Source organism: Dyella marensis (genome assembly GCF_049532885.1).
GTDB classification, from domain to species: domain Bacteria; phylum Pseudomonadota; class Gammaproteobacteria; order Xanthomonadales; family Rhodanobacteraceae; genus Dyella_D; species Dyella_D marensis.
Map to the genome: position 1 here is coordinate 3,485,973 of NZ_CP064029.1, position 14,042 is coordinate 3,500,014.

Genomic DNA, 14,042 nt, shown 5'->3' on the forward strand with positions numbered 1-14,042 from the left:
TGCGCTTAAACTGATCGCCCGGACCTCCGCACCTTTTCCATGAAACGCATCCTCTTCGTCTGCATCGAAAACGCCAACCGCAGCCAGATGGCCGAAGCGTTCGCGCATATCTACGGCGGTTCCGGCGTCGATGCACAGAGCGCCGGCTCGCGCCCTTCCGGCCAGATCAACCCCAAGGCGCTGCGCTTCATGGCGGAGCTGGGCTACGACCTGAGTGTGCACACTTCCAAGTCGCTGGACGAAGTCGAAGGCGAGTTCGATGCCGTGGTGACCATGGGCTGCGGCGACAGCTGCCCATGGGTTCCCGCACGGCGGCGCGAGGACTGGAACCTGCCCGACCCCAAGCATCTGGACGACGACGGCTACCGCGCCGTACGCGACGAGATCGCTGCGCGGGTGAAACGGCTGCTGGAAAGCCTTTGACGCGGACCGGAGGCTAGGCCTTCGTCCGGTGGTAGTACCGCCGTGCCTTGTCGCGGCTGCCGCAGTCCGCCATATCGCACCAGCGGCGTTGGCCATTGCGGGTCTGGTCCTGGAAAAGCCAGTCGCAGGACGGGCAATAGCGCAGGCGTTCGTGGTCGGCGGCCGTCACCAGTTCCGCGGCATCGAGCAGCAGCGGCGTCAGCGCGTCCTGCGCCGTGGATGGTTCCGGCCAGCGCCAGGCGAGAGTGCGCGGGTCGATCGCCCGCGACTGGTAAGCCTTGGCCACCGCCTTGCTGAGTTCGGCGAGCGCGGCTTCCGGCACCGTCTGCTCATGCGCCAGCGGGCGCAGCACGCGCGTCAGCAACTGGCGCGCCTTATATAGCGGCGCAACGTCGACCGTCTTTCCGCGCGGAAACGGCAGCTCCATCGCGGCGAACCAGCGCCGCGCATTCTCCGGCAGCGCCAGCCAATCGTGCTCGCGCTCGGTATCCGGCCAGCTGATCGTATTCACGAAGTCCAGGCTGGGCCGTCCACCCACCAGCTTGTAGGTGCCGCCGTAGCCATCCGGGTTCAGGTCGAGTGCGTCCATGCGGCGCATCTTACCAGCTATTCGATTTTGACAGGTGAGTTTTTCGGGCGTATAAACATCACCGCTATGAATACTATAGATGGTAAAAATTCAACCAGGCCGCCGCTGGCCGAACGGATCCCTCCGCATGCGTTCTTCGTCGGCAGCGCGATCTTCCATTACCTGGGCCCGTCGTTCGCCGTGCTGCTGTTCGCACGCGTGCCGGTGGCGGGCGTGGCCTGGCTGCGCATCGTGTCGGCGGCGCTGGTGTTCGCTCTGTGGCGCAGGCCATGGCGGGCGTTCCTGGCGTCCACGCGGCGCGCCCAGGCCACCATGGTCGCGCTGGGCGGCGTGTTCGCGCTGATGAATTACTCGTTCTACAAGGCCATCGCCGCCCTGCCGCTGGGCACCGTGGCCGCCATCGAATTCATCGGGCCGGTGGCGCTGGCGCTGGCCGGCGTGCGTTCCCGCCGCAATATCGTCGCACTCGGCCTTACCGCGGCAGGCGTGTCGCTGCTGACCCAGGTGCGTTTCGGCGGCGCGCCGGAGGCGTTCTTCTGGGCCTTCGCCAATGCCGCGATGTTCACCGCGTACATTGTGCTGGCGCATGCCGTGTCCCGCGCCGATCCGGACACCAGCCCGATCGACCGCCTGGGCGCCGCGATGATCGTCGCCGGCGTGGCGATCTCCCCGCTCGGTTTCCGCGACGCCGCGCCCGCGCTGCTGGATCCGCTGGCGCTCGGTGCGGGCCTGGCCGTGGGGCTGAGCTCTTCCGTCATCCCCTACGTGTTCGACCAGCTCGCGATGGCACGCCTGCCGCGCGCAACCTACGCCTTGTTCGTGGCGCTGCTGCCGGCGACCGCGGTGATCATCGGCGTGCTGGTGCTGCGCCAGATGCCGACACCGGTCGAGATCCAGGGCGTGGCGCTGGTAGCCGCCGGAGTTGCGCTGCACCGGCCACCGGAATGAGCGAGACAGCCATGCAATACATCAACCTCGGCCGCAGCGGCCTGAAAGTATCGCGCCTGTGCCTTGGCGCCATGAGCTACGGCAACCCGCAGGCCAAGCCATGGATCCTCAGCGAGGAACAGGGCCGCCCCATCCTGCGCCGCGCGCTGGAACTGGGCATCAACTTTTTCGACACCGCCGACATGTATTCCGGCGGCGACAGCGAACGTGTACTGGGCCGCGCGCTGCGCGACTTCGCGCGGCGCGAGGAAGTGGTGGTGGCGACCAAGGCCTACTACCCCACCGGCACCGGCCCGAACCAGCGCGGCCTGTCGCGCAAGCATCTGCTGCATGCCATCGATGCCTCTCTCGCTCGCCTGGGCATGGACTACGTCGATCTCTACCAGATCCACCGCTGGGACGACGGCACGCCGCTGGAGGAAACCCTGGAAACGCTGCACGACATCGTGCGCAGCGGGAAGGCGCGCTACATCGGTGCATCGAGCATGTATGCGTGGCAGTTCCAGAAAGCGCTGATGACGTCCGAGCGGCACGGCTGGACAAGCTTCGTCTCGATGCAGAACCACTACAACCTGGCGTACCGCGAGGAAGAGCGGGAGATGCTGCCGCTGTGCCGGGATGCGGGGATTGGGGTACTTCCATGGAGTCCGCTGGCCCGCGGGTTTCTGGCGAGGCCAAGGAACAAGGCGGATACGACGCGCGCGCAGAGCGATGCGTTTGCGCGGGAGTTGTATTACAGCGAGGACGATTATCGGGTGGTGGATGCGGTGGCGGAACTGGCAGCAGAACGCGAACAACCGCAAGCGCAGATCGCGCTGGCATGGTTGCTACATCGAACCGAAGTAACCGCACCAATCATTGGAGCGACGAAGATGAAACATCTGGAGCAAGCAGTGGAAGCATTGGCACTCAGTCTCTCAGCGATCGAACTGGCCAAGCTGGAAGCACCCTATCGGCCGCATCGCGTACTGGGCCACGACTAAACCCTTCGTCAAAGGCTTGCCGAAATACATGCAATACGGCATGCCGGCCATTATCTCGCCCGATCTGCCCCGGCCTGATATTGCCTTCCCTACCGAAGAGGACCGCAGTATGGTCGCCCCTGACCGGCGGTCGCGACTCAGGGGGAGTTATGGCAAGGCGCAGGGAAAGCGGGATCGACATCGTTTCTTCATTGCCGTGGCCAGCCGGTATCGTGCTTGGGCTGATCGCGTATTTCGGCATCCGCTACGGCATAGGCTGGGTGCTCTCCTCCAGCGATCACCCTTTGGCTACGGCAATGGGCCAGCAAGCCAGAATGGGCGTCTGGGCTCCATTCGCCTGGCTGGCTTTGGGAGCCTGCTGGTTCGGCGCCTTGATCTCCTATTTCAAACAGCGCCAGCGCAAACGCCTGCTGGATACACAGACCGGCCTCGATAGCGTGCGTGCCATGAGCTGGCAGCAGTTCGAGATGCTGGTCGGGGAGGCGTTCCGCAGACAGGGCTACGGGGTGCAGGAGACGGGGCTGGGCGGCGCCGATGGCGGCATAGATCTGGTGCTCAGGAAAGCCGGGGCGGTCACGCTGGTGCAATGCAAGCAATGGCGGAGCCGCCAGGTCAGCGTCAATGTCGTCCGCGAGATGTATGGCCTGCTCGCTCACCATGGAGCGTCCGCCGTAAAAATCGTGGCTGTTGGCTCCTATACGGACGATGCACGGCGCTTTGCGCAGGGGAAGCCCATTGAGCTCATACACGGGGACGCGTTGCTGGCGATGATACGTGCGGCGCAGGCGGAGCCTGTTGCATCGAAGAAGCCCGTTTCTCCTGCCGAAGCGGAGTTACCGGCGAAGCCCGCGCCTGTCCAAACGCCACCCTCGTCGCCGCTCGCTCCGACCAGACAAGCCGAATCCGCGGCAAGCGAAACTGCGGCACCACCCGCCTGCCCGCGATGCGGCGATGCCATGATCGAGCGATTCAACAAACAAACCAAGGCACCGTTCTGGGGATGCGCGAAGTTTCCAAAATGCATGGGCACCAGACCGGCATAAAGCGATCGACTCGCCACGGACCATCAGCCACAAAGAATGGCTAGCCCGACCAGAAGGGTCCCGGCCAGCAGGAACTTGCGAATGTGATCGGCATCGCAGCTGGCCAAGACCGCAAGGCTAAACACGCCGACCCTGCTGGCGCACACCCGCCTGAAACCCGCACCAGAACTGCTTTCCAGACAAATCACTAGCCAGTACTACAGCGTTGCACCGCCCCCCATAGCGGCGTACCTTCCTGCTCCAGGCCGGCCCCAGGAACCGCCGATCCCCGCTTGCAGGAGGCGAGCCCCATGCTCAACGCAGCTCTCCCCGATCTTCAGACCGAAACCTCGCGTACGACCGAGGGCGCAGACCCGCGCCTGCAGCTTCTGAAGACAAGCCCCTGACCCGCCCCGCGCCCCCACCGGATCATCGCCATGTCATTCACCCCTTTGCGCTTCGAAGCTAACGACGGCTCGGCCGTGGATCGACAGCACGGTATCGAGATCTTCGAATCCCGCATCCAGCCGGCCGAGCAGCCGGGCGAGACGGAATATCAGTTCGGCGTCTACCAGGGCGACAAGCGCTTCGGCTTCGGCTGCAACGGCACGCAGCGGGTCAGCGAGGACGGCGGGCGCACGCAGCGCACCTTCGTGCTGAACCTGGGCCAGGACGCTACTTTCGAATGGGCGCTGCAGCTCAAGGGCTGGCTGGAGTTTCCGGGCGACGACCGCAGCTTCCTGTGGGGGCTGGCCGATGGCCTGGTCAAGACCTTCCAGGACCGCACCGACAACTACGACGAAGACGTCCGCTACGAAGTGGTGATCGACGCGGGCGCCCTGCAACGCCATGGCATCGCGGCGCCGCAGGATGCCGGGCAGGAAATCCTGGTCGCCGCGGTGGACATCCCGATGCATCCGCTGTCGGGAGTGCGCTCATGACGACGCCTCCTTTCGTATTCGAAGACGTGGTGCGCACCACCATGGGCGGCGCCACCAATGCCCATGGCAACAAGCTTTCGGCCGCCGAAATCGACCGGGTCATCGCCTACCTGAAGTCGCCCGGTTCCGGCCCCGACGCCACCAGCAGCTATGCCGACTACGTGGCCAAGGAGATGGCGGCGCATCCGCCCAAGCTTCCCGCCGGCGTCGATTACGTGGCTTTCTCGGGCAGCGACGCCGCCGGCAAAAGCAACTACAAGAATGCTTCCGAATACGTCGCCGACACCAAGGGCCGCGCGGACATCATCGGCCACACGCCCTGGGGCGAGTACATCGAAAGGTGCAAAGCCACCGCCGAGTTCAAGACGGTCAACCAGGAGTTTACGAAGTACCTCGCCTCCGAAGGCATCGAGGTCTACGGCAAGAACACCGCCGGCGCGCTGCAGGACATGATGTGGAACGCCGGCAGCGCGCCGTATATGGAGAACGCCGTGCATAGCGGCCGCCCCATCGTCGCCTTCGTCGAGAACGCACCGCCGAATCGCGGCTTCTCCAACTTCGAACTGCCCGAGGCGCTGAAGAGCCCGAAGACCATCGTCAACGGCCATCCGATGAGCGACTTCGGTTCGGATCCGCTCACCTTCGCGAGCAAATCCGCCGCCGAATTCCAGAAGCTGGAGAAATCGCTGGCCGACGTGACGGTGAAGGCCAATGGCCAGCCGGCTTCGCTCGCCGAGTTCCGCGCCAACGTCAACCTCATCAGCGGCTACAACGCCGCGCAGAAAACCGTGTTCGGCCAGCCGCTCAGCGATTTCTCCAAGCTCAACCTCGACCAGATGTCGGCGGCGAGCAAGGCGTGGAAGGTTACGCACACGGGCGTGGTCGCTCATCCGCCGGCGGAACCTAAGCTCGGCGAGACGCGCGCCAAGGCTACGGAGATGCACCCGCCCACCGGCCCACCCAAGGGCGTGGTCGGCGAAACGGAAGCCAACGTACGCATCCGCCCCGGCGAGGCCGCCAAGAGCGCCGCCCGCGGCGAAGTCAGCGCCGGCTCGGTGGCGAAGGGCGCGCTGGGCGTGGTCGGCACCGCAGCTGTGCTGTACGACGCCGCGCATACCTCCTCACGCGCTTCAGATCTGCGCCAGCAAGGCAACGTGGTCGGCGCCAATTCCGAAGTAGGCCATTTCTACGCACGCACCGGCGGCATGCTGGCCGGTGCCGAAGCGGGAGCGGCCGGTGGCGCGCTGGTGTTCTCAGAGACCGGGCCAGGCGCGCTGATTGCCGGCGGACTCGGCGGCATCGTCGGCGCGATCGGCGGCGAGAAAGTGGCGCAGGCCATCGACTACCACCACATCTATAACCAGTCGGACAAGCAAGGGAATCACTGGCATTTCGATCCCAAGCATCCGGACCAGGGCTGGACGCGGCTGCATCCCACCGGCGAGCTCGATTACGAGGCCATGCGCTACAGCGAAGGCATGCCGGTGCAGAAGTACGAAACGCTGACCGCCAGCCCCGCGCTCAAGAACGAGCTGGACTACAAGGCTTCCAATGTCGCCATCGGCCTGACCCTGGCGCACCCGCCGACGCCGCGCGATCCCTACACCCTCCCGGCCAACGAGCGCGACACGCACAGCCTGCGCGAAGCGCCGTGGACGCGCAGCCCGGACACGCACCAGTGGAGCCGCACCGTCGCGGCCAGCCTGATCGACTACCGCGTGATGGATTACCGCACCGAGGTCGCCAGCCCGCAGCGCGCCGCGGAACTCGAGCGCGCCTCGCAGCAGATCGTGAAGGACAACCTGGCGCATTCGGCCCAGCACATCGCACAGGACTACAAGACCGCCTACGAGCAGCGCGGCTGGAACCAGTTCGGCGGCGTGCCGCCGGTGGTGAACAACACGCTGAAGACGCAAGGCAGCGTGCTCGAAGCTTCCGACGGCCACACCTACACGCGCGACGCCAAGGGGCAGTGGAATACCCCCGGGATGCTGTGGGGCACGAATGCCGCCGAAGGCAATATCAAGGAGGAACTGAACGCCACGCGCCAGGCGCAACAGGCTCCCTCAGCCAGCGCGCCCCCGGCCCCGACCACCACCTCGACCACCGCGCCGGCTGCACCGGCTGCACCGGCGGCGCCGCTGCGCCTGGACGATCCGCAGCACCCCGATCACCAGCTGTTCGGCCAGACGCGTGCGCAGGTCGCCGCCATCGACCAGCAGCTGGGCCGCAAGCCGGACCAGCACACCGACAACATCACCGCGGCCGTCGTGGTCCAGGCCCGCGCGGATGGACTGAGCCGGATCGACCACGTCGCGCTGAGCCCCGACCACAGCAAGCTATGGGCGACGCAGACCACCCCGGGCGCGAAGGATCATTTCCTCGACCGGCAGACCAGCGTACCCACCGCCGCGGCCAACATACCGTTGGAACAGAGCTCGGCGCAGTGGCCGAAGGCGATGCAGCAGCATCAGGAAGCGCAGGGGCAGCAGGCGCAACAAACGCAGGCGCAGGGGCAGCCGAACCAGCAGCAGGCCGGGCCGGGGCGGTAGCGGACGCTTTGCCCGCGAGCACTCAGTGCGAGTCCGGCGCAGATACCGGACACGCCGCCGGCATCAGTCCGCCATCAGCCACGCCGCGCAACGCTCCACATCCTGGCCCGAATGCCAGCCGTGGAACGCCACGCGCAGATAGCCTTCGCGGATGCTGGTGCTGATGCCGATGGCCTCTGCATCTTTCAGCAGCCGCTCGTAGCGGTCCGCGGGCGGGACGAAGGACAGGATCGATCCCAGGCGGCCTGCCTGCAGCAGATCATTTAAGCGCGCAGCCTCGCCCTTCCATGCTGCGGACGTCGCAAGCTCGATCAACAAGCCTCGCTGCAACTTTTCGACATGAGCCTGGACGGCAGCTACACCGCCATGATCGAGCAGCATCTGGATGGAACTGGCCAGCACCGCGCACGACAGGATCGAGGGACTTCCTGCCTCCAAGCGGCGACCATCGGCCGCCCATGGCGAGCTTGCCTTAGCCTGCGTGCCCGCTTGCGAAAATGCATCCGGCGCTGACAGCCAGGTTCCGACCGGCATCAGCTGCTCGCGGAATGAGGCATCCGTCCACAGCAGCCCCTGCCCTTGCAGGCCAAGCAAGCCTTTATGCCCACCGGTGGCAAAGGCGCTGACGCCCTCGAAGGACGGCACGGCCGTGCCGGCGCCCTGGATGCCGTCCACCACCAGATGGACGCCGCGTTCGCGGCAGCCTCGCCCGAGCTTGGCCAGGTCGAGGCGAAGGCCGTCCTGATAGCGCACCCATGAGACGGAAACGATGCGGGTGTTCGGCGCTATGGCGTCGAGCAAGCGCTGCTCCGGTTCGATACCGGCATGGGGCGGCACGGCTGCGTTGACGGCCTGACCGGGCCACAACGGCACTTCCCTGCAACGCACACCGCGCGGCTCCAATGCCAGCCAGGGCAGCCGGTTGCTGGGAAATTCGCCTACGGGAATAAGCACCTCGTCGCCGTCCTTCCACGGGTAGCCGAGCGAGATGGCTTGCAGGCCGGTGGAGGTGCAGGTGGTGAGGCTGATGTCCTGCAGGTCCACGCCGAACAGGGTGGCGCCGGCCTGGCGCAGCGATGCCTGGATGTCGAGGAAATCTTCGTTCCAGCGGAGTGACCACGGCTGCAGCTCGGTGTCGAGAAGACGAGTCAGCTGCTGTGCCGCCGCACGGGGAATCGGGCCGTCCTTGCAATGGGAGAGCCAGAGAATATCGGGCGAGAGGTCGAAGAGATCGCGCGCAAGCAAGGGAGGGATGGCGAGTGTCACGACGCGGATTTCCTGGGCAAGAGGGTCTCAACGCCGGCGATGTCGCCTCGTTGCAAGTCCCCGATGATACTCGCCGGTGGACCGGCGAAGGGCGCTATGCTGGAAGCACGACAGGGGAGAAAACGCATGGATCAGCAAGCCGAGCTGACGTTCAAGGCATTGAACGAGCGCATTGATCAGCTACCCGAACACCCGAGCGTAGCCGTAGGGTTCTCTACGAAGGAAAAGTATGGCTACGCCACCGCCTTGCTGGCGATTGCCTGCTACTTTCTTTCCATAAAAGCGCTGCCCGATGGCCGGTGGTACACGCTCGCCATAGCTGCCTCCTTCGTCGTAGTGGAAGTCGTTGCCGTGGCGTTCGCCATCGCTTCGAGCTGGCCGCTGCATTTGCCAAGCTTCAAGGAGGAACGCACCGAATATGCCGAACAACTCGACTACGACTTCGGACACTACAGAGATTTAATTGCGTGGATCGTGCAATTCCCGCGCGACGAGATCGCGGAATTGGCGGACTACGCAGAAATGCGGCAAGAGCGCTTCCGCGAAAAACAGCCGCTATTGGTGGGAGGCGTTGAAAAGCTTGGAATCCTCCCGATCCTGATCGCCATCGCCGCGCAGTTCAAAGGCGTGCATTGGCCGCCCGACATCAGCTGGCCCGAAATCGTTATCTATCTGGTGCTCGCCTGGTTCTACTGGCTATGCCTGATCAATATCGGCACTAGGCACCGCGGGCGGTCCCTCGAAATCGCGCTCAAACGCGCGCTAGCTGTCAAAGACAGGCAACCCGTGGAAGCCAGCCCCGCGAAAGAAATCGCGCCGACAGTGAGCGACAAAGCTTCGACGGCAGCTGCGTGATTCATAAACCCGCCATGACCTCCGACACAAGGCCAGGCGCCAGCCATAAGAGACGATGGCGTCGCCCCCCGTTCCCCGGAGCAGACCATGCAGCCATCCCCTCAAGCCAAGCAGCTGTTCGGCCTCGCTGCCTTGCTATGCGCTACCGCGCTGATCGCAGGTGAACCGGCTCAATCCTCCGTGCAGAGCGACAACCCGCACCACTCGCCCCTCGATCGCGCCGTCGACGATGCCGCCGCCAGCTACTTTCAGAATCGCTGCCACGTCGGCCTCTCCCTCGCCGCGGTAACACCTGAAGGCCGCTTCTTCTACAACTACGGCGCGACCAAGCCGCACGGCAGCCAGCTGCCGACCCGCCGGAGCATCTACGAGATCGCCTCCGTCACCAAGACCTTCACCGGCGCACTCGCCGCGCGTGCCGTCGAAGAAGGAAAAATGCGTGTCGATGCCGACTTCCGCCCCTATCTCCCGGGCGACTACGCCAACCTCGCCTGGCAGGGCAAGCCGATCACGCTGGCAACCCTGATCACCCACCGCGCCGGCATGCCGCGCGATATCCCCGACTCGGACGCGATCTTCGCCAAGAAGGATTTCAACACCCTGCCCTACGAGCTGATGGCGCTGCAGAAGGGACTGAATCACGACACCCTGCTATCCGCCCTGCACGGCACCCAGCTGCGCAGCGAACCCGGGAGCAAGGAGGCGTATTCCAACGCCGGTTACCTGGTCATCGGCCTGGGGCTGGAGCAGGTCTACGGGAAGCCGTTCGAGACGCTGATGCATCAGCAAGTGCTCAAGCCACTGCGCATGGACTCCACCGGCTTCGCCGTGGAAGGCGCCGACCGCGCACGCCTGCTCCCTGGCTTCAACCGCGAAGGCCGCCCGATGCCTTATCACCTGCGCAACGCCGGCGCGGCGTGGGGCTTGTACTCCACCACCGAGGACATGGCGAAGTACGTGCATTGGCAACTCGATGGAAAGGACCCGGTCGTCCAGCGCATGCGCCAACCCTTGGTCGGCACGCCTCAGGAAGGCGTAGCCATGCCATGGAACCTCGCCTACGCAAGCGGCCAGCCGATGCTTGCGCACGGTGGAGGCAGCGGCGGCATGTCCAGCCAGGTCGTGCTCTTTCCGGCCCAGGGCGAAGGCTTCGCCCTGTTCGCCAACGACACTTGCGAAGGTACGGAAAGCGCGCTCAAGGCCATCGCCGTAGCGGTTCATGCCGCGGCCGGCGCCAGCCACGGATCACCCTGACCGGACGAACGCCAACCGGGCGCCTAGCGGCAACCGAACTTGGACATCTGCGGGCAGTTGGGTATCGGTATCGGATGCTCCACCGGCGCCGGCACCAGTTGCCGCACCAAGGCGCTGCCCTGCTCGAAATCCGCGATACGCCGCGGCTTGCCCGCGGCCAGCGCCGCCAGCACCGGCCTGACGCTTCCGTAAGTCGCCGCCGGATCGACCTTCAGTTCGACCGGCGTATCCGCACCGCGCGGATAACCGGGCGCCGCCGACAGCTTCAGCCACTCGCCCAGGGCACGCCCGTCGAGCGGCGTGTCGTCCAATGCCATCCGCCCGTCAGCTTCGATGGACAGAACATGCGGCCCCGGCGGCGGCAATACGTCGGCCGGCGTCAATGAAGAAAGCGCCAAGGCCTGCCCGTTCCGGTCGACCGCATAGCCGATATCCGGCATACCCCGCCGCCGCGCCTCGCCCAGAGCCTCTTCAACCAGAGCATACGCAACGCCGTCATCCGCCCCTACACGAACCGGAACCCCGGAGTTCAACCCCAACGCAAGCCGCCAGTTGTCCTGCCAATGCGTCAGCAGCGACTTCCGCTCATCGATATGGACGACGCCATCCGCCCCGAACCAGAGCAGGACCGGCTGCGGCTGCGCCGTCCTGTCGGCATGCCGCCGGGCGGAGTGGCCGAGGCCAACCGCAAGGATCCCTCCGGCGAGCAGGACCACGATCAAGCCCCAGCCCAAGATGTTCCTGATCACAACGCTGCCCTTCCCCGCTCCTGGCACCCGCCGATCCTACGCCATCAGCGGGCCGCCAGGGCTGCGTTGAGCTGGTCGATGTAGGTGCGGCTCACCCGCAGCGGCGTGCCATCGCGCAGGCGCAGCAGGCAATCGCGGTTGACCAGCGGCTCCAGCTCCGCAACCCGGTCGAGCTTGACGATTGCCGAGCGGTGGATGCGCACGAACTGCGCCGGATCGAGCCGTCCGGCCAGCTGATGCAAGGGTTCGCGCAGCAGATGCACGCGCGGCCCCACGTGCAGGCCGGCATAGTCGTCACTCGCTTCGATCCAGTCGATCTCGTCCGCGTCGATCACCGCGATGCGCTGACCGGTGCGCACGCTGAATCGCCTGGCATAAGCCACCGGCGCGGCCTCGCCCACCGCGCGATGGCGAAACGCCGCGCGGGCACGGTCCAGCGATTCGCGGAAGCGTTCGTCGTCGACCGGCTTGAGCAGGTAGTCCAGCGCCTGGATCTCGAAGGCGCCGACCGCGAAGTGGTCGTAGGCGGTGAGCAGGATGGACAGCGGCCGCTCCGCGGGCGGAAGCAGGCGCAATGCGGCGAGGCCGTCGAGGCCGGGCATCTGCACGTCCATGAACACCAGATCCGGCCGCAGCGTGGCGATGCTTTTTATCGCTTCCTCGCCATCGGCTGCCTCGCCCACCAGCTGCATATCGGCATGCGCGGCAAGACGCGCGCGAACACCGCCGCGCGCCAGCGGCTCGTCGTCCACCACCAACACGCGCATCATGCGCTAAGCGCCTCGGCGCCGCGGGACGATGGAGCCAGGCGCAGCGGCAGGCGGATGCTGACGCGGCAAGCGCCGTCGTCCGCCAGCTTCATCTGGAAATCGTGCGTGCCGGGATAAAGCGCCAGCAAGCGTTGGCGCACATTCGTCAAACCCACCGCGCTGGAACGGCCATTACGCTCGCCGCCTGCGTCAACCGGAGCTACGCCATCGTTGCGCAACTCGATATCCAGCCATTCGCCTTGCCGCTCCACTTGCAACGCCAACGTGCCGCCCTCCACGCGCGGAGCGATGCCATGGCGGATCGCATTCTCGACCAGCGGCTGCAGCAGCAGCGGCGGCACCAGCGCCTGCAGCACGCCGGCGCCGATGCGCACATCGACCTTCAGGCGGCGGCCCAGGCGGGCCTTCTCGATATCCAGATAGTGCCCGGTGGTGCTGAGTTCTTCGGCCAGCGTCACTTCCTGGGCGTCGCTGCGCTCCAGCGAATCGCGCAACAGGTCGCCGAGCCGCGCCAGCATGCGCGTGGCGTCCGCGCCGCGGCCATCGGCCACCAGCGAGGAAATGCTGTTGAGCGTATTGAACAGGAAGTGCGGTTGCAGCTGGTATTGCAAGGCGCGCAACTGCGCGTCGCGGGCGAAACGCGCGGCCTCGGCTTCGCGCAGGCGCGAGTGCTGCAACTCGGTGTAATGCAGTACCAGCGCATGGATCGCACAGTAGGCAATCAGCGCCAGCCAGCAGCCATCCAGCCCCGTGAAGATGCGTTGCAGCGGCAGCGACGGCAACAACCCCACACGCACGGCCGCCCATCCGCCGATGGCGTTGTTGATCACCGACGGCACATAGGTCGCCACCAGCAGCACCACCGCCGTGAGCCAGGCCACGGTGCGCCGTTGCCACAGCTTCCGCTGCAGCACGCTCAGCGGCACGATCCAGAACAGATAGGCCACCGCAAAGAACAGGCGATAGGCGCCGGCATACGCGCGGCCAAGCTCGGGCAAGGCCATCACCGCCATGCACAAGGTAATCGGCAATCCCGCCACCAGCGGAAGCCAGAACGGTGGAACGGCGGGTCGCGTCGGCGAGGCTTGCATGGCTTGGGTGCCCGAAAGGTGCGCCGGTCCGTCGCCGGCTACGGCGCACCCTAGCCCGAAGCTCAGTGCCTGTCATCCAGCACGACGGAGTACAGCATCGCGCTGATCTTCCAGCCATCCGGCGTGCGCACCAGCTGCCAGGTCTCGGCGCCATGGTTGGTGGGCTTGCCCGATTCCAGGAACACGTAATCGAAGTACACCGTGCCGATGCTGCCGTCGGTCTCGATGCGCACGTTGTCGAAGGTCTCCTCGATGGGCTTGCTCGCCTTGCCCACGAACTGCGAGAACTTCTGGAAGTCGCCCGGCGTCACCTGCCGGGCGTTGGGTTCCTTCACCTTGACCTTCTCGTAGGAGGCATCGTCCAGGGTCTGGAACCAGGAGCTGCCGGGCATGAACAGCCTGGCCATGCCTTCGCCATCGTGCGCTTTGATCGCGGTCTTGAACTGCTCGACCAGTTGCTGGATCTGGCTGCGGGACTGCGCCACGCTAGGCGCCTCCTTGGCCTGCGCGGCGGGAGCCAGGGATGCGGCAAGTACAAACAGCGCGGGAAGCAGGATTTTCACGGCGACTCCGAAGGTGTGGGGTGCGCCGATTAGGCG

The 14,042-nt window shown here is 65.6% G+C and carries 14 protein-coding genes; 8 read left to right on the forward strand and 6 right to left on the reverse strand.

The genetic code is table 11. The features are described 5' to 3' along the window. Nucleotides 1-39: 39 nt before the first annotated feature. Nucleotides 40-423 carry an arsenate reductase ArsC gene (locus tag ISN75_RS15055; protein WP_343818612.1) on the forward strand — a complete coding sequence of 128 codons (384 nt, stop codon included), beginning with the start codon at nucleotides 40-42 and terminating at the stop codon, nucleotides 421-423. Between the two features lie 13 nt (nucleotides 424-436). Here the strand turns inward: ISN75_RS15055 and ISN75_RS15060 are convergent, their stop codons facing one another. Beyond that, nucleotides 437-1,012 carry a CGNR zinc finger domain-containing protein gene (locus ISN75_RS15060; RefSeq protein WP_343818611.1) on the reverse strand — a complete coding sequence of 192 codons (576 nt, stop codon included), beginning with the start codon at nucleotides 1,010-1,012 and terminating at the stop codon, nucleotides 437-439. 66 nt (nucleotides 1,013-1,078) lie between these two features. On the opposite strand from ISN75_RS15060, the gene ISN75_RS15065 reads away from it, so the two are divergent. The 5 genes from ISN75_RS15065 (at nucleotide 1,079) to ISN75_RS15085 (ending at nucleotide 7,458) form a co-directional block, all read left to right on the forward strand. Then, a complete protein-coding gene (locus ISN75_RS15065) occupies nucleotides 1,079-1,960 on the forward strand; it encodes an EamA family transporter (protein WP_343818609.1) in 882 nt (293 codons plus the stop codon). An 11-nt stretch (nucleotides 1,961-1,971) separates the two neighbouring features. Beyond that, entirely contained in the window at nucleotides 1,972-2,943 is a 972-nt protein-coding gene (locus ISN75_RS15070) for an aldo/keto reductase (RefSeq protein ID WP_343818608.1), read from the forward strand. A 149-nt stretch (nucleotides 2,944-3,092) separates the two neighbouring features. Beyond that, the gene (locus ISN75_RS15075; protein ID WP_343818606.1) at nucleotides 3,093-3,986 is read left to right on the forward strand and encodes a restriction endonuclease; all 894 of its coding nucleotides are present in this window, start codon (nucleotides 3,093-3,095) and stop codon (nucleotides 3,984-3,986) included. A 416-nt stretch (nucleotides 3,987-4,402) separates the two neighbouring features. Further along, entirely contained in the window at nucleotides 4,403-4,906 is a 504-nt protein-coding gene (locus ISN75_RS15080; RefSeq protein WP_168647012.1) for a hypothetical protein, read from the forward strand. Further along, complete coding sequence (locus ISN75_RS15085) at nucleotides 4,903-7,458, forward strand: XVIPCD domain-containing protein (RefSeq protein ID WP_343818604.1); 2,556 nt, start codon at nucleotides 4,903-4,905, stop codon at nucleotides 7,456-7,458. Before ISN75_RS15080 ends, ISN75_RS15085 begins: the two co-directional genes overlap by 4 nt. Nucleotides 7,459-7,521: 63 nt before the next feature. Here the strand turns inward: ISN75_RS15085 and ISN75_RS15090 are convergent, their stop codons facing one another. Continuing rightward, a complete protein-coding gene (locus ISN75_RS15090) occupies nucleotides 7,522-8,724 on the reverse strand; it encodes an aminotransferase class V-fold PLP-dependent enzyme (RefSeq protein WP_343818602.1) in 1,203 nt (400 codons plus the stop codon). A 126-nt stretch (nucleotides 8,725-8,850) separates the two neighbouring features. Here ISN75_RS15090 and ISN75_RS15095 point away from each other — a divergent pair, with 126 nt between their 5' ends. Then, nucleotides 8,851-9,579 carry a hypothetical protein gene (locus ISN75_RS15095; RefSeq protein ID WP_343818600.1) on the forward strand — a complete coding sequence of 243 codons (729 nt, stop codon included), beginning with the start codon at nucleotides 8,851-8,853 and terminating at the stop codon, nucleotides 9,577-9,579. 87 nt (nucleotides 9,580-9,666) lie between these two features. Further along, nucleotides 9,667-10,833, forward strand: coding sequence for a serine hydrolase domain-containing protein (locus ISN75_RS15100; RefSeq protein ID WP_343818598.1), 1,167 nt, complete (start codon nucleotides 9,667-9,669; stop codon nucleotides 10,831-10,833). Between the two features lie 23 nt (nucleotides 10,834-10,856). Here the strand turns inward: ISN75_RS15100 and ISN75_RS15105 are convergent, their stop codons facing one another. The 4 genes from ISN75_RS15105 to ISN75_RS15120 form a co-directional block, all read right to left on the reverse strand. Beyond that, nucleotides 10,857-11,555 (reverse strand): hypothetical protein, encoded by a 699-nt coding sequence (locus ISN75_RS15105; RefSeq protein WP_346949119.1) that lies wholly within the window; start codon nucleotides 11,553-11,555, stop codon nucleotides 10,857-10,859. Nucleotides 11,556-11,626: 71 nt separating this feature from the next. Beyond that, nucleotides 11,627-12,352, reverse strand: coding sequence for a LytTR family DNA-binding domain-containing protein (locus ISN75_RS15110; protein ID WP_343818594.1), 726 nt, complete (start codon nucleotides 12,350-12,352; stop codon nucleotides 11,627-11,629). After that, complete coding sequence (locus ISN75_RS15115) at nucleotides 12,349-13,443, reverse strand: sensor histidine kinase (protein ID WP_343818592.1); 1,095 nt, start codon at nucleotides 13,441-13,443, stop codon at nucleotides 12,349-12,351. Before ISN75_RS15115 ends, ISN75_RS15110 begins: the two co-directional genes overlap by 4 nt. Nucleotides 13,444-13,505: 62 nt before the next feature. Then, nucleotides 13,506-14,006, reverse strand: coding sequence for a nuclear transport factor 2 family protein (locus ISN75_RS15120; protein ID WP_343818590.1), 501 nt, complete (start codon nucleotides 14,004-14,006; stop codon nucleotides 13,506-13,508). Between the last annotated feature and the right edge of the window lie 36 nt (nucleotides 14,007-14,042).

Coding starts and splice junctions, on each gene's coding strand:
- ISN75_RS15055 (WP_343818612.1), top strand. CDS start 40: ATGAAACGCATCCTCTTCGTCTGCATCGAAAACGCCAACCGCAGCCAG.
- ISN75_RS15060 (WP_343818611.1), bottom strand. CDS start 1,012: ATGGACGCACTCGACCTGAACCCGGATGGCTACGGCGGCACCTACAAG.
- ISN75_RS15065 (WP_343818609.1), top strand. CDS start 1,079: ATGAATACTATAGATGGTAAAAATTCAACCAGGCCGCCGCTGGCCGAA.
- ISN75_RS15070 (WP_343818608.1), top strand. CDS start 1,972: ATGCAATACATCAACCTCGGCCGCAGCGGCCTGAAAGTATCGCGCCTG.
- ISN75_RS15075 (WP_343818606.1), top strand. CDS start 3,093: ATGGCAAGGCGCAGGGAAAGCGGGATCGACATCGTTTCTTCATTGCCG.
- ISN75_RS15080 (WP_168647012.1), top strand. CDS start 4,403: ATGTCATTCACCCCTTTGCGCTTCGAAGCTAACGACGGCTCGGCCGTG.
- ISN75_RS15085 (WP_343818604.1), top strand. CDS start 4,903: ATGACGACGCCTCCTTTCGTATTCGAAGACGTGGTGCGCACCACCATG.
- ISN75_RS15095 (WP_343818600.1), top strand. CDS start 8,851: ATGGATCAGCAAGCCGAGCTGACGTTCAAGGCATTGAACGAGCGCATT.
- ISN75_RS15100 (WP_343818598.1), top strand. CDS start 9,667: ATGCAGCCATCCCCTCAAGCCAAGCAGCTGTTCGGCCTCGCTGCCTTG.
- ISN75_RS15110 (WP_343818594.1), bottom strand. CDS start 12,352: ATGATGCGCGTGTTGGTGGTGGACGACGAGCCGCTGGCGCGCGGCGGT.
- ISN75_RS15115 (WP_343818592.1), bottom strand. CDS start 13,443: ATGCAAGCCTCGCCGACGCGACCCGCCGTTCCACCGTTCTGGCTTCCG.